Genomic DNA, 13707 nt, shown 5'->3' on the forward strand with positions numbered 1-13707 from the left:
ATAGCATGGGAGTTAAGTAAATGCGGCTCAATCTTGGCCTAAAATTCTTGAGTATGATTGCTGCGCTAACGTTGGTCGCAGCCTGTGAAACTGCGCCGACTGATTCAGGCGACAGCTCTGGTAGCGGGGCAACGTCCCAGGCTAGCTCTTCTTCTGGTTCCAGCGGATCAGTTTCTTCATCCAACAGCGGCTCCAGCGTGCAGCCAGGCAGCCAGGAAGATCTGGTCCTGAATGTGGGTGATCGTGTGTTCTTTGGTTTTGATCAGTATAACCTGACAGCCGAAGCCCGCTCCACAATCCAGCGTCAGTCAGAATGGCTGAAAGCAAACCCAAGTGTGACAGTAACTGTCGAAGGGCATGCGGATGAGCGTGGCACACGTGAATACAACCTTGCGCTTGGCGATCGTCGTGCGACAGCGGTTAAAAACTATTTGGTAACACTGGGTGTTTCTTCCTCTCGGGTTGATACAATTTCCTATGGTAAAGAGCGTCCAGTTGCCCTTGGCCATAACGAAGAAGCCTGGCAGCAGAACCGCCGTGGTGTAATGGTCGTAAACTAAGGCCATTTAAACGGAATTGATTAACCCGCCTGTGAGCCAGCCCTGCTGGAGTTGCAGGCGGGTTTTCTGTATCTGGTCCTTGGTTTTCTTTAAAAGCCTCGCTTTTGTCACAATGGGCTCCTATCTTGTGGCTGTGCTTTGATGGGCCTTGCGCCTGATATTGGCGCGAGTCTCAGTTTGGGCGATGTTGAAAGTAACTTCTAACTGGAATAGTGGTGAAATGAGAAAGACACTCTTGAAACCTGCGGTATTTCTGATTGCGATGGCCGTTCTTACGGTGTCAGTACCTGAACTTTTGCATGCACAGAGCAGTGATGTTCGTGCGCTGCTGGATCGGATGAACCGGTTGGAAGCTGACCTGAACAGTGTGCAGCGCAAAGTTTTTCAGGGGCAGAGTGTTCCCGCTTCTTCTTCGTCATCAGGAACGACGCCCAGCTATACCGGAAGTGATGAAGGCATTGCACTGCTATCGGCCCGCGTTGATGCGCTTGAGCAGGAGCAACGCCGCGTAACCGGGTCAACCGAAGAAGTGAATTTCAGGCTGGATCAGTTGAAATCCCGGCTCGATAAGCTGATATTGGATATTGATTATCGCTTGAGCGAAATTGAACGGCGTCTTGATGGCGGCAATCAGAGCGTGGTGGGACAGGCTAATCCTAATGCCCCTCAAGATCAGCAGGCAAATACACTGGCGGCAGTGCCTAATTCGCCAGCGGTAACCTCTCAACCAGTGGATCCGTCCAGAGTTGCAGAGGGCGGAGAGTTGCCGCAAGGGACAAAACTTTTAGGCACTTTGCCAGCGTCTGGTGCGGCATCAGGCACAGCGCCAACTGCAGGGGAAGCCGCGGGGGAAGCCGCTGCAAGTTCGGTTGCCACCCTTGCACCTGAGGAGCAGTATAATCTGGCGATGAGCCTAATTCGCAAAGACGATTACGCAGGCGCAGAGCAGGCATTTGTCCAGTTTCTGGAGCAGAATCAGCAGCATACATTGGCGGGAAATGCACAATATTGGCTGGGTGAGACCTACTATGTGCGCGGTGATTACAATAATGCCGCGTCCTCGTTTTTAAACGGATATCAGAACTATCCTGACAGCTCAAAGGCGGCGGATAATCTGCTCAAGCTTGGTATGACGCTGGGACGTATGGATCAGATTGAAGAGGCCTGTGCTACTTTTGTGCAGCTTGATCGTCAGTTTGATATTTTGCCAAGCCGTCTTAAACAGATTGCTGCCCGTGAGAAACAGAAATTCAACTGTCCGTAAATCTGGTTTAACCCGGGCAGTGTTTTGAGCGAGTGAGGCATATGCTACAGCCCCTTGAGCAGACTTTCACTGCTGCCATGGAACGGAATTTCAAAGGCTCCGCATGCCCTGAAACTGTGGCGGTTGCTGTGTCCGGTGGATCGGACAGTATGGCGCTTGTTCTGTTATTGGACCAATGGGCGCGCAAGAATAATGTATCGCTTGTTGGGATCACGGTTGATCATGCGCTGCGAGCAGAAGCCAAAGAGGAAGCGCAGTTGGTTGGCCAATGGCTTGCCCGGTACCAGATTGAACATTGTATTCTGACCCGGCAGGGAGAGGTGCCGCAATCTGGTATTCAGGCGTTCGCCCGCGATGCACGTTACCGGCTGATCAGTGAATTTTGTAAAAACCGAGAAATTGATCACCTGTTTACAGGGCACCAACTGGAAGATCAGTTGGAGACTTTCGTTCAGCGATTTGCAATGGGAAGTGCGCTGAGCGGGCTCAGGGCCATGTCCGAGGTGACGACGCGGGATGGGTTGCAGATTTTGCGGCCGCTTTTGGGGGTTCGGCGTAAAAGTCTGAGAGATTTTCTCACCCAAAACGGACAGGACTGGATTGAAGATCCCAGCAACGAGGATCCAAAATATACCCGGACTGCACTGGGGCGTGTTGTGCGCGATATTGCAGCGCTGCCAGAGAGTAGTCTGGAAAAGCTGTCTCTTTCGATTAATCGGCTGCAAAGTGCAGACGCTGCCTTGAATAGTTATGCGCAAAAGGCGTGGGACACATGGATATCCGTTAGCGAATTCGGTTTTGCAACCGTTGATGCTCAATTGGTTGAAAGTGAAGCAAAAGAAATTGCGCTTCGATGTCTTCAGCGGGCGATTTCAGTGGTTAATGGTCAGGATGGGTATTCGAGATTGAAGGAAATTGAACGCCTGTATGACAGGATCGTCTCAGGCGAGGATCAATTTTCGAGCACATTATCGGGGTGCCTGCTTCAAGTGACGAAGGGGCAGTTGCGTATCAGCCGGGAGCCGGGGCGAGCGGGACTGGAAATACTTCCTTATAACGGGGGTAAGCTGATTTGGGATAATCGCTTTTGTGTATCCTGTGCACCTGAAATAGTGTCAAATTCAGATCGGTTGGACTCTTTCAGGATACGGGTTATTGGGGAAGATGGCTGGCAACAGATTGCCGATCTGGAACTTTTAGAGGAAGCGAAGAAGCTTCCTGCGCAGATCCGTAAAAATCTTCCGTCACTCTGGCAGGGTGAAAAACTGGTAGCGGCACCGCTGATTTTGGCAGAAAACGCAGGCTTAGGCATTGCAAATGACGCCTTGGAAATGGTATTCATTCCAACAGTGGGTGCCAAAAGGTCGTCTTAAACTGATCTGTCCCCTTGGAAGTCATGTATATTGACTTATATTTAAGATATTTCCCCGATGATCGGGGTGTTTCAATTACGATCCGCTGTTGCAATTGACAGCGGATTTCATATGGGAAGATTGTCTGTGAATCTTTTTGGAAAAAATTTAGTGCTTTGGGTGATTATTGGCATGCTTGCCGTCATCCTGTTTAACCTCTTTAGTGACCCGGGTCAGCGCACCGCAGGGCAGAACCTGCCTTATTCGCAGTTCCTTGAAAAAGTGGATAACGGTGAGATTGTTGCTGTCACCATTCAGGGCCAGAAGATTACCGGGCAGAATGACGGTGGGATGAACTACTCGACCTATGCCCCCAATGATAATTCGCTGGTCGAGCGCCTTACCGAGCGCGGCGTAAGTATCACTGCAGCTCCAGTGGAAGAGGGAAGCCTGTTGATGGCGACATTGCTGTCATGGTTCCCGATGCTGCTGCTCATTGGTGTGTGGATCTTCTTCATGCGTCAAATGCAAGGCGGTGGCGGTAAAGCATGGGGTTTGGCAAATCAAAAGCAAAACTGCTGACAGAAAAGCAGGGCCGAGTGACCTTTGAAGATGTCGCGGGTATTGAAGAAGCCAAGGAAGAGCTTGAGGAAGTTGTGGATTTTCTGAAAAATCCGCAAAAATATCAGCGTCTTGGCGGTAAAATTCCAAAAGGCTGTCTGCTGGTGGGCCCTCCGGGTACTGGTAAGACATTGCTTGCACGTTCTGTTGCAGGTGAAGCCAATGTTCCCTTCTTCACCATTTCCGGCTCTGACTTTGTGGAAATGTTTGTCGGTGTTGGCGCGAGCCGTGTTCGCGACATGTTCGAGCAGGGTAAGAAAAACGCTCCCTGTATCATCTTTATTGACGAGATTGACGCAGTTGGACGTCATCGTGGTGCTGGCCTTGGTGGTGGCAATGACGAACGCGAGCAGACATTGAACCAGTTACTGGTTGAGATGGACGGCTTCGAAGCTAATGAAGGTGTCATTCTGATTGCAGCGACCAACCGTCCTGATGTGCTTGATCCTGCGTTATTGCGTCCGGGTCGTTTTGACCGTCAGGTGGTTGTTCCAAATCCTGATATCATCGGCCGCGAGAAGATCCTGAAAGTGCATATGCGTAAAGTTCCCCTTGCCAATGACGTCAATGCGAGAACTATTGCGCGCGGAACACCAGGCTTTTCGGGTGCTGATCTTGCCAACCTGGTGAATGAGGCTGCGTTGCTGGCAGCGCGTAAATCACGCCGTCTGGTTACCCAGCAGGAATTTGAAGAAGCCAAGGACAAAGTCATGATGGGCACAGAGCGTCGCTCCATGGTGATGTCCGAAGAGGAGAAAAAGCTGACCGCCTATCATGAAGGTGGCCATGCGCTGGTTGGCATGCATATGAAGGCATCCGATCCGATCCACAAGGCGACGATTATTCCGCGGGGTCGTGCACTGGGTATGGTGATGCGCCTGCCTGAAAAAGACAGTTATTCGTTGCGCCGTGACCAGTGTCTTGCTCACTTGGCGGTGGCCATGGGTGGCCGTATTGCCGAAGAGATGATCTTTGGTCATGATGCGGTAACAACCGGTGCCTCAGGTGATATCAAGATGGCGACAGATATGGCTCGCCGGATGGTGACCGAATGGGGACTTTCTGACAAGTTGGGGCCGTTGATGTATAGCGCCAATCAGGAAGAAGTATTCCTTGGTCATTCTGTTGCGCAACAGAAAAACGTTTCTGATGCGACAGCTCAGCTGATTGATCAGGAAGTGCGCCGCTTCGTCGAGGAAGGCGAAGAGACTGCCCGTAAGATTTTGACAGAAAATATCGAGCAGCTTCATCGGATTGCCAAAGGTCTGCTGGAATATGAAACCCTGTCAGGCGACGAGATCAAAATCCTGATGGACGGCGGTGATATTCATCGGCCAGAAGATGACGATCCAACCATTGATCAGGGACCGGGCTCAACCGTACCTGAAGCTGATGGGCATAAAAAATCCGGACCAGAAGGGGGCGGGCTTGAGCCCGAACCACAGCCGGGCTCATAAGGTTTGGTGATGACAAATCTGACAAAAGGCTCCGCTTTGCCGCGGAGCCTTTCTGAATCTGAAAGGGTGTATCTTGCGCCCAGTCAGACAAAAACAGGTGATATGCTGACGGTAGCCATCCGCGAGGGCGCTGTTGTCCGGCTTATGGCTGATTTTGAGCGGGCGGATGTTAAAGCCTGGAGCCGTAATCTTCAATCACATGCAGAGGATGTGACGAGGCAGCTGGACGCCTTGGCCGCATATGATGGACTGCGACTGCAAAAGCAGCAAGCAGGGCCGGAGATTATGGGGATTGTGAATGTCACACCGGACAGTTTTTCGGATGGAGGGCAATTTGATAGCACCGAGCGTGCCATAGCCCATGCCCGAAAATTGGCAGAAGAAGGTGCGACTATTCTGGATTTCGGGGGGGAGAGTACCCGCCCGGGCGCCGATCTTGTTGAAGTCGGAACGGAAATAAAGCGTATTGTGCCGGTCATTGAAAGAGCAAAGGGTTTTGCCCCGTTCCTGTCAGCCGATACCCGAAAAGCTGAAGTCATGGATGCTGCCATTCAGGCGGGTGCCAATATGATCAATGACGTAACGGCGCTTGAATATGAAGAGGGCAGCCTGCAAATCGCGGCGCGAAATAATGTCCGCGTGTGCCTGATGCACAGTTCTGCTGATCCTAAGGTCATGCAGGACAATCCAAGTTATGATCACGTTCTTTTTGACGTTATTGATTATCTGAAAGAGCGAATTGCTGTATGTGAAAATGCAGGACTGGATAAAAGCAGGATCATTGTTGATCCGGGTATCGGGTTTGGCAAGACGGTTCAACATAATCTGGTGCTGCTTAAAGGGTTACATTTTTTTCACTCCCTTGGGTGTCTGGTGTTGCTCGGGGCATCGCGAAAATCCTTTATTGGAAAGATCGATCAAATGGCGCCACCGCATCCTCAGGAGCGTATCGGCGGAAGCTTGAGTGCGGTATTGATGGGGCTTCGAGCCGGCGTTCAGATATTCAGGGTTCATGATGTTGCACAGACCCGCCAGGCAATTGCAATTTGGCGGGCTATGGACGATACTTCATTGATAGATTAGGCGGGGCGGGACCTGCGGGTCGCCCGTTGAGGGGTAAATATTCGAAAATGAGTCGCAAGTATTTTGGAACAGATGGCATCCGTGGCACCGCCAACAAGGAGCCCATGACGGCCGAAATTGCCCTAAAAGTTGGCAAGGCCGCGGGAAAGCGATTTGCCGGGCGTGGGAATTTTCGCCACCGCGTGGTGATCGGAAAAGATACACGTCTGTCTGGCTACATGATCGAACCGGCGCTGACCGCCGGATTTATTTCTGTTGGTATGGATGTCATTCTGGTGGGGCCGCTGCCAACCCCCGCTATTGCAATGCTGACCCGGTCGCTGCGAGCGGATCTGGGTGTCATGATTTCAGCGTCGCATAACGCGTTCGAAGATAATGGGATTAAACTGTTTGGCCCGGATGGTTACAAGCTGTCTGACAAGGTGGAATTGCAGATCGAAGCGGCTATTGAGAAATCAGAGGATATTGAGCTGGCGGCGCCGGCAAAGTTGGGCCGCGCCACACGTCTGGAGGATGCGCGGGGGCGCTATATCGAATTTGCCAAAAGCAGCTTTCCTAAAAATCAGTTGCTCAAAGGCTTAAGATCGTGGTCGATTGCGCCAATGGTGCAGCCTACAAGGTCGCCCCAACCGTTTTGTGGGAATTGGAAGCTGAGGTTGTTTCCATGGGTGTTACCCCCGACGGCTTTAACATCAATGAGGGATGCGGCTCCACCGCGACTGAAGCCATGTGCGCACGCGTCGTGAAGGAGGGGGCGGATCTTGGTATTGCTCTTGATGGAGATGCGGACCGGTTGATCATGTGCGATGAAAAAGGGGAGCTGATTGACGGCGATCAGCTTATGGCGTTGATCGCTGCCAGCTGGGCCGAACGCGGGCAGTTGCAGGGAGGTGGCCTTGTTGCAACGGTGATGTCCAATATGGGGCTGGAAAAGTTTCTGAATGAGCGAGGACTGGATCTGGTTCGAACCGCAGTTGGGGACCGCTATGTAGTCGAACATATGCGGGCAAATGGTTATAATCTGGGCGGTGAACAATCCGGTCATATGGTGATGAGCGATTTCGCCACCACAGGCGATGGATTGATCGCGGCGCTACAGGTGTTATCGGTGATTGTTGAGCAGAAAAAGCCAGTTAGCGAGATTTGCAGAAGTTTCGATCCTTATCCGCAAATTCTTAAAAATGTGCGCTTTTCAGGCACAGATCCTTTGAATGCGGATCGGGTTCAGGATGCGATTGCTGCTGGTGAGGAAAAACTGGGTGACAGCGGGCGGCTGCTGATCCGTAAATCCGGCACCGAGCCGCTTATCCGTGTAATGGGTGAAGGGGTGGATGTTGATCTGGTAACAGCAGTGGTCGACGATATTGTTGGCGAAGTGGAGCAGGTATCCAGTTGATCACCTTGGGGGGAGATGCGATGAAGGGACGTGTTTTAACGATTGCTGGTTCTGACTCCGGTGGCGGCGCCGGAATTCAGGCCGATTTAAAAGCGATTACAGCTCTTGGCGGTTTTGGCGCTTCGGCCCTGACGGCGCTGACTTCCCAAAATACCTTGGGTGTTACTGATATCATGGCGATTGATCCTGCTTTCGTGGTTGAGCAGATCCGCGTTGTCAAAGAAGATATTGGTCTTGATGCAATCAAAATTGGTATGTTGCACCGCGTTGAAGTTATTAACGCCATTGCCGACTATTTTGACGAAACCAGTGAGTTGCCACCGATTGTGCTGGATCCGGTGATGATTGCAAAAGGCGGTGCAGCTCTGCTGAAAAGCGATGCTGAAAAAGCCGTTGTTACCCGCTTGGTATCGACCCACACAACACTGCTCACCCCCAATGTTCCAGAGGCTGAAAAACTGGTTGGTCATGAGATCAGAACAGAAGCTGATATGAAAGAAGCGGCTGAGCAGTTGCTGGATATGGGGCCCGGTGCGGTTCTGCTGAAAGGCGGACATATGGAGGGGCCGTCTGTGATTGATTTGCTTATGACGCGGGAGGCTACACATCGATTTGAGCATCCTCGCATTTATAGTGAACATACCCATGGTACTGGCTGTACACTGTCGTCAGCTATTGCAACAGGACTTGCCCAACAAATGAGCCTTAAAGACAGTGTCGAGAGGGCGCTTCGTTATGTGGAGATTGCGATTGAGACGGCGCCCGGCTATGGAAAAGGCCATGGCCCCTTAAATCACGGGCACACTGTTTCACCATTTTAAGTATTTTCAGGCAATCAGATTGATTATCGGCTCCGCGCTGGCCGGAGGTGTGTTCCCGTTGGCGGCTTCCTGATCTGTGTCTTCGGTTTCGCCTGCGCGTTCCGCCTGACGTTCCGCGATTAGATCAGCCTGAGCTTCATTTCGCTGTTTGGCTGCTGCTGCGGCAACTGCTTTATCCTGAGCAGAGGGTTCAGCAGGTGCGAGAGCGGCCCGAATGACCACTTCCATTTTTGCGACAGTGGCTGCGGGGTCATCAGGGACGGGCGCGGTGTCAATCTTGACCTCACCGCCAACAGCATATCGTTCGCCATCAGGTCCCGTTTGATACTCATAGGTAGGCGCGCTGGCATAAGGACCACCGACAGCGGCATGGGCCTGTTCATGCGCTCGAACCTCACGGTCGCGCGCTTTGAGTGTGTCGATTTGCTCCTGCTCCGCTTCTTCTTTGGCTTCCAGTTGTTTTTCCTCCGCACGAGAAACCTGATCCTTTTGCTGCTTATCGCCAGTTTCATCAACTTCTTCGCCTTGCAGGGCAGTTATGTTGGCTGCTGATAACTGTCCGCCTGGGGTATAATTTTCGGAAGTTGCTTTTTCACCTTGTGCAGGCGCGGGAGCGGGATCCGCTATTTCTGTGACCGAGACGTTGGACGCAGGCGCAGCAGTTGCGGTTGTAGCTTGCGAGGACGCGAAGCCACTATGTGCCAGAGTAAGTTGGGGGAGACTGGCGGACTGGATCATCAAAGACCGCTAGATCGTTAAATCTGCAGGTTCAAGGGGTTTCTTGCAGATCGACCGGCAGAGTCGGTGTCTTCACCGACGGGAACCTCATCAGCGCTGTTGCTGCGAGACTGTGCGGCTTCTTCTTCAAGTTCCTGAACCTCGGCTGTTGCAGCGGCTACGCCGTTCTGCTCATCATTTTGAGCGCCAAGCTCTGCGACGGCATTTTCAGTATCTTGTGATGTCGTTACAAAACGTTGTTCAGAAACGGCCAAGTCTTCCTGAACCTGCTGAAGGGCTGTGACAGCTTCGACGGAGATTTGGGCACTATTGGTAGATGGAACAACGGGAGCGTTTGAGCCTGCCTGACCCTTCGCTTCCTCAGCGGCGGGCGAGTCAAAATGCTGCTCCGGAATTTCTGGTTTGGCTTCTGCCCCGCGAACGGGGAGATTGGCGCTGGGTGCACCAATTGATGCAGATAACATTACTTATCCTTTCGGATTTCTATACCTTTAAAGGGCCTTCTGGCACTTATCTTTAATTACTAATATGAAACTGTTAACTAACTCTTAAGAAATAAGGTTAACGGACAGAATCAACAAAACCACACTTATAGTGCCGCGACTTCAGAGATGAACTTATCCAACTCTTCTTCGCTATTGTAATAGTGAAAAGAGGCACGAACAATTGTTCCCAGATTTCTGCGTTCCATGTCATAGCGGGTGGAGACAATGCTGGAAGTTGAAACATTGATAGATGAATTGGCCAGATGTTTCTTGATCGCGAGCGCGTCATATGTCGCGTGGCTGAAAGTGACCATGCCACCCTTTTCCAATCCGATGTCGTGAACTGTGACATCTGGAAGAGCGGACAGTCTTTCGCGGGCGCTAGCTGCCAGTTTGCGAAGACGATTTGACGCTGTTTCAATGCCGATATTCAATAAATAGTCGACGGCAGCGCCCAGTCCAATGACGTTTGCGATGTTAAATTCCCAATTTTCGAAGCGGCGGGCGTCGGCTCTCATCTCATAGCTGTCCTTGCCTGTCCATGTGGCACTGTGCAGGTCGAGAAAGGGCGGCTCCAATTGGTCCATAAAGCTTTTGCGAACATATAAAAAACCAGTGCCACGAGGGCCGCGAAGATATTTGCGACCGGTAGCAGACAGCATGTCGCATCCGATTTCCTCTACGTCTACTGGGATTTGCCCAACAGATTGACAGGCATCCAAAAGATAAGGAATTCCGTGTTTTCTGGCGACTTTCCCAATTTCGGCTGAGGGATTGATGAGGCCCCCATTGGTCGGGATGTGACTGATGGATATAAGCTTTACCTTGTCAGAAATGCACTGCTCCAGTGCGTTTACATCCAACTGGCCGCTTGCATCTGAGGGGACAACCTCGATTTTGACGCCTTTGTTCTTTGCCGCCTGCAAATAGGTGATGACGTTGCTGGCATACTCTGCTTCGGCGGTGAGGATTACATCGCCCTTTTTCAGGTTCAGGCCATGAAAGGCCATCATCCATCCCGCAGTGGCGTTTTCAACAAGCGCGATTTCGCTCCGATCAGAATTGATCAGTTCCGCGATTGCATCATAGGTTCGTTCAAACGCGGGCATGGCGCGGGCATGTGCTTCATATCCGCCAATTTTCAATTCAAGATCGAGATGTTCAAGCACAGCGCTATGAACTGCACTTGGCATGAGAGCAGAACCTGCATTATTCAGATGGATGACGCTTTGTGTTCCGGGCGTATCTCTTCGGATTGTCTCAAGGTTAAAACTCATTTATTGGCCCCCAGTAAATTTTCCAACGCGTTTAGCAAACGGTCGCAATCTTGTTGTGTGTTATATAAATGCGGTGTGATCCGAAGGGAATTTCCCCGAATGGAAACAAATATTTTTTGTGCAGCCAGACTGTCCAGCAAATCTGCTGGAAACCCACCCGGACTTTCCAGACCCAAAAAGTGTTTGGCGCGGAACTCTTCTGGTGGTGACGTCAAGCCAATTGCCGATGCCTGTTCTGCTATCCTCTTGTTGATCTGGCCCAGCGTTTCATAAATATTTGCCGGATCCCAGTCCAAAATCTGCTCAAGCGCACTGATAGCAGCGGGAAGGAGTGCGAAATTTGCCCGTTGTCCCATATCAAAGCGGGTTGCCCCGGGTTGATAATCAGCCTGATAATTCACCAGACCTGCAAAATTTTCAGAACCAGCCCGGTTCAGCCAGTTATATTCGATTGGTTCCCCATCCTGCTGGTGAGGTGCAACATACATCATGCCGATGGAGTAGGGGGAGAGCAGCCATTTATAGGCTGCGACAATCAGAAAATCCGGCTGAACAGCCTGTATATCGAGGGGGAGCGCCCCCAGTGACTGGGTTACATCGAGCACAAGTTTTGCGCCTACCGCTCTTAGGGCGCTGCCAATCTGAACCAGATCGATGAAGCCACCGTCCGCCCAGTGATTGTTGGCAAGTGCTGCAAGGCCAACAGTATCGTCAATCCTGTCCAAGACCGCTCGTGTCCAGTCGCGATCCGCAGGTGTATCTACAACCTCGATCACTGCGCCGCTGTCAGCCGCGAGCTTTTGCCAGCAGTAAATATTGCTTGGAAACTGGTCTTCGAGCACAAGTATTTTCTGCCCCCGGGATAGGGTGATATTGCGAGCCGCAATGGCGAGCCCGTAGGAGGCAGAAGGAATAATCGCGATATTGTCGCTTTTCGTATTGACCAATTTGGCGAACAGTTTTTTCAGATAGGCCGACTCGGTGAAAAAATCCTCTGAGGTCATTTGCCAGGGGGTGGATTTGCGACAAAGCCCTTCAATGCCTGCAGCAGTTGTCTGTTTTGAAAGGGGGGACATATAGGCGCAGTTGAAATAGGCAACATCCTCTGGGATGTCGAAAAGATGTCTTTTGTTTGCCAGCATCGGGGACCTCTGATTGTTTGATGTCCATTTTTATATGCCCATCCCAAATAGGCCAGCGTTAATTTGTCATTGAGACAATTTACAAGTTTGTTCAACGGCTTAAGTGGATGAGGAATTTGTCCGGTAGTCGGTTTGATTTGGCTCTGATGGGGAAGTTTAAGGGAGAGTTGCGCGCAAGATCCGATCACGCTTTGCCGCGAGAAGAGCCGGATAGCTTCAGAATATTTTTTACTGCACTGCACAAAAAGCATTTGACATCGTAAGTTGCATCCATAGTATCCGCTGTGGGCCACATCCCCCCACCGGGATGCTCTAGACTGGAAGGTTTAGTATTAAAATGACAGACTTAATGCGTCCGGAGAGACGCCCTAACTCTCCTTTGTTTTCATCCGGCCCTTGCGCAAAGCGCCCCGGATGGTCCCCACAAGTTCTTGAAAATGCATTTCTTGGTCGCTCGCACAGAGCTGCTGAGGGAAAAGCACGCCTGTTATCGGTAATCGAAGAACATCGCGAAATTCTCAAAATTCCTGCTGACTATAAAATCGGTATTGTGCCGGGGTCGGATACAGGTGCCGTGGAAATGGCTCTTTGGTCACTTCTGGGAGCACGTCCATCGACCATTCTGGCATGGGAAAGTTTTGGCTCTGGCTGGGCAACAGATGTGGTCAAGCAGCTGAAACTGGCGGATGCGAGGTGGTTACAGCCGAATATGGTGAGCTGCCTGATCTGGGTGCTGTTGACTGGAAGCGGGACGTGGTTTTCACGTGGAATGGCACCACATCAGGGGTTCGTGTTCCGGATGGAAACTGGATTGCAGATGACCGTGAAGGGCTTGCCATCTGCGATGCGACATCTGCTGTGTTCGCCATGGACCTGCCTTGGGAAAAGCTCGATGTTGTGACATGGTCCTGGCAAAAAGTGCTAGGCAGTGAAGCTGCGCATGGCATGCTCGTTTTGAGCCCAAGGGCGGTCGAGCGTCTTGAAAATTACACTCCCGACTGGCCATTGCCTAAAGTTTTCCGCATGACGAAAGGTGGAAAACTGATCGAGGGTATCTTCAAAGGGGAGACCATCAATACGCCATCCATGCTGGCGGTTGAAGATGTTCTTGATGCGCTGAAATGGGCCAAGAGCATAGGCGGCCTTGAGGGTATGATCGCCCGGGCCGATGCCAATGCAAAGATTATTTCTGATTTCGTTGAAGCCTCTGACTGGCTCGATTTTCTAGCTAAAACCCCAGAAAGCAGAAGCACGACGTCGATTTGTCTGAAAATCACGGATCAGTGGTTTACTGACCTTGATGAAGGCGATCAGGCAAAAGCTGCGAAAGCTCTGGTTTCGCTCTTGGCGAAAGAAGGGGCGGCGCTGGATATTGGTGCTTACCGGGATGCACCTGCAGGTCTTCGGATCTGGGCCGGTGCGACGGTAGAAGCTGATGATCTGGCTGCTTTAATGCCCTGGCTTGACTGGGGTTACGCCGAGCTAAAGAAAACTTTCAAATAATTCATCCT

Annotated in this window: 9 protein-coding genes and 3 pseudogenes; 8 read left to right on the forward strand and 4 right to left on the reverse strand. The window is 51.4% G+C overall.

Features of this window, described 5'->3' with window-relative positions; all coding sequences use genetic code 11:
- Window positions 1–20 precede the first annotated feature (20 nt).
- The 7 genes and pseudogenes from pal (at window position 21) to thiD (ending at window position 8554) form a co-directional block, all read left to right on the forward strand.
- Complete coding sequence (pal, locus tag JCM23214_RS12535; protein ID WP_025899242.1) at window positions 21–560, forward strand: peptidoglycan-associated lipoprotein Pal; 540 nt, start codon at window positions 21–23, stop codon at window positions 558–560.
- A 220-nt stretch (window positions 561–780) separates the two neighbouring features.
- The gene (gene ybgF, locus JCM23214_RS22575; RefSeq protein ID WP_159104359.1) at window positions 781–1824 is read left to right on the forward strand and encodes a tol-pal system protein YbgF; all 1044 of its coding nucleotides are present in this window, start codon (window positions 781–783) and stop codon (window positions 1822–1824) included.
- Window positions 1825–1865: 41 nt separating this feature from the next.
- Window positions 1866–3197, forward strand: a complete 1332-nt coding sequence (gene tilS / locus JCM23214_RS20635) for a tRNA lysidine(34) synthetase TilS (protein ID WP_025899244.1) — start codon at window positions 1866–1868, stop codon at window positions 3195–3197.
- A gap of 126 nt (window positions 3198–3323) precedes the next feature.
- Window positions 3324–5254, forward strand: a pseudogene (gene ftsH / locus JCM23214_RS20640) (ATP-dependent zinc metalloprotease FtsH).
- Between the two features lie 9 nt (window positions 5255–5263).
- Window positions 5264–6337, forward strand: coding sequence for a dihydropteroate synthase (gene folP / locus JCM23214_RS12555; RefSeq protein ID WP_025899245.1), 1074 nt, complete (start codon window positions 5264–5266; stop codon window positions 6335–6337).
- A 47-nt stretch (window positions 6338–6384) separates the two neighbouring features.
- A pseudogene (gene glmM / locus JCM23214_RS26730) lies at window positions 6385–7733 on the forward strand (phosphoglucosamine mutase).
- Window positions 7734–7753: 20 nt separating this feature from the next.
- Window positions 7754–8554, forward strand: coding sequence for a bifunctional hydroxymethylpyrimidine kinase/phosphomethylpyrimidine kinase (thiD, locus tag JCM23214_RS12565; protein WP_025899246.1), 801 nt, complete (start codon window positions 7754–7756; stop codon window positions 8552–8554).
- A 6-nt stretch (window positions 8555–8560) separates the two neighbouring features.
- On the opposite strand, the gene JCM23214_RS20650 is transcribed toward thiD, so the two are convergent.
- The 4 genes from JCM23214_RS20650 to JCM23214_RS12585 form a co-directional block, all read right to left on the reverse strand.
- A complete protein-coding gene (locus JCM23214_RS20650; RefSeq protein WP_025899247.1) occupies window positions 8561–9292 on the reverse strand; it encodes a putative metalloprotease CJM1_0395 family protein in 732 nt (243 codons plus the stop codon).
- A gap of 17 nt (window positions 9293–9309) precedes the next feature.
- Window positions 9310–9756, reverse strand: a complete 447-nt coding sequence (locus tag JCM23214_RS12575) for a hypothetical protein (protein ID WP_025899248.1) — start codon at window positions 9754–9756, stop codon at window positions 9310–9312.
- A gap of 125 nt (window positions 9757–9881) precedes the next feature.
- Complete coding sequence (locus JCM23214_RS12580; protein ID WP_025899249.1) at window positions 9882–11054, reverse strand: aminotransferase class V-fold PLP-dependent enzyme; 1173 nt, start codon at window positions 11052–11054, stop codon at window positions 9882–9884.
- Window positions 11051–12196, reverse strand: a complete 1146-nt coding sequence (locus tag JCM23214_RS12585; protein WP_025899250.1) for an aminotransferase class V-fold PLP-dependent enzyme — start codon at window positions 12194–12196, stop codon at window positions 11051–11053. Before JCM23214_RS12585 ends, JCM23214_RS12580 begins: the two co-directional genes overlap by 4 nt.
- A 337-nt stretch (window positions 12197–12533) precedes the next feature.
- On the opposite strand from JCM23214_RS12585, the pseudogene JCM23214_RS20655 reads away from it, so the two are divergent.
- Window positions 12534–13699: pseudogene (locus JCM23214_RS20655) on the forward strand (phosphoserine transaminase).
- Window positions 13700–13707: the final 8 nt, after the last annotated feature.

This window comes from Sneathiella glossodoripedis JCM 23214, assembly GCF_000616095.1.
In the GTDB taxonomy this organism is placed as follows: Bacteria; Pseudomonadota; Alphaproteobacteria; order Sneathiellales; family Sneathiellaceae; genus Sneathiella; species Sneathiella glossodoripedis.